The sequence below is a fragment of the Bacillus sp. LR--39 genome, from assembly GCF_053613335.1.
In genome coordinates this window covers 1-951 of sequence record NZ_JBSIOT010000452.1, presented here as the reverse complement: position 1 = coordinate 951, position 951 = coordinate 1, and the positions used below count along the sequence as shown (strand labels likewise).

At 48.9% G+C, this 951-nt stretch carries 2 protein-coding genes and 1 pseudogene; all 3 read right to left on the bottom strand.

Features of this window, described 5'->3' with window-relative positions:
- Positions 1 to 241 (bottom strand): annotated as a pseudogene (locus ACWHAR_RS24065) (thiazole synthase); the annotation flags it as partial.
- A gap of 6 nt (positions 242 to 247) precedes the next feature.
- Positions 248 to 451, bottom strand: coding sequence for a sulfur carrier protein ThiS (thiS, locus tag ACWHAR_RS24060; protein WP_011197776.1), 204 nt, complete (start codon positions 449 to 451; stop codon positions 248 to 250).
- Positions 448 to 951: FAD-dependent oxidoreductase (locus tag ACWHAR_RS24055; protein ID WP_452088057.1), on the bottom strand; the 504-nt coding region annotated here is incomplete at its 5' end. The genes thiS and ACWHAR_RS24055, both read right to left, overlap by 4 nt.

The following is a 951-nucleotide window of genomic DNA, read 5'->3' as shown; positions in this document are numbered from 1 at the left end:
GGACGGCTTCCTCAGCCGTTTTTGCTCCTGCCGTATTCGGCAAAAGCGTATAACGGCTTAAATCGAGCTGCTCCAAAAAATTAGGCTGAGATTCTTCAAAAATATTCATCCGTCTGACGGCAAACGTCAGGATCTCCGATTCAGATGCGCTGACGGCCTCTTTTTGAATCTCAAATGACGGATACTTCCCTGTACCGAGCAATAATCTTGATGAAAATTGACGATCTGCGATTTTTAACATAACGGTTTATCCCCCTCCGACAAAATGAACGATTTCGATGACATCGTGTTCTTCCAATTTGACCGTTTGATATTGGTCTTTTCCGATAATCCGCCTGTTTTTTTCAACAACGACAACACGATTTTCCAAATTGTAGGATGCGAGCAAATCATAAATCGTGCCGCCGTCATCTCTCCACTCTATTTTCCGGCCGTTGAGCTGAATGTTCACCTGTGCACAGCCTCCTTTCGCTCCGCTTTAAACGCCTCGATCCACTCTGTTTTGACCGGATTGCCGAGGATCATGTCTGCCATCATCTCACCGGTTGCAGGTGCCAGGAGGATGCCGTTTCTGAAATGTCCGGCAGCAAACAAAATCCGGTCATTTTCAGGATGTCTTCCGATATACGGATTGCCATCCCCTGTTTCGGGACGCAACCCGGCCCAGCATTGGTCGATTTTCATGGATTCAATCCCAGGGAGCATCGACTTGGCTTTTCGGATCAACTCCTCGATTCCGCCAAGTTCCGGCTGCTCATTCCAGTCCCCGGGCTTCATCGTCGCGCCGACGACAAGCCTTCCGCTATGGCGCGGAACGATGTAGCAATGATCATGGTAAAGCGTTCTCGTCAAAGAGATGCCGTCATTCCATACGGACAGGCACTCCCCTTTGACAGGGTAAAACCTTTTGTCTAAGCCGATTTGTTTAAACAAAGCTCCGCTCCACACGCC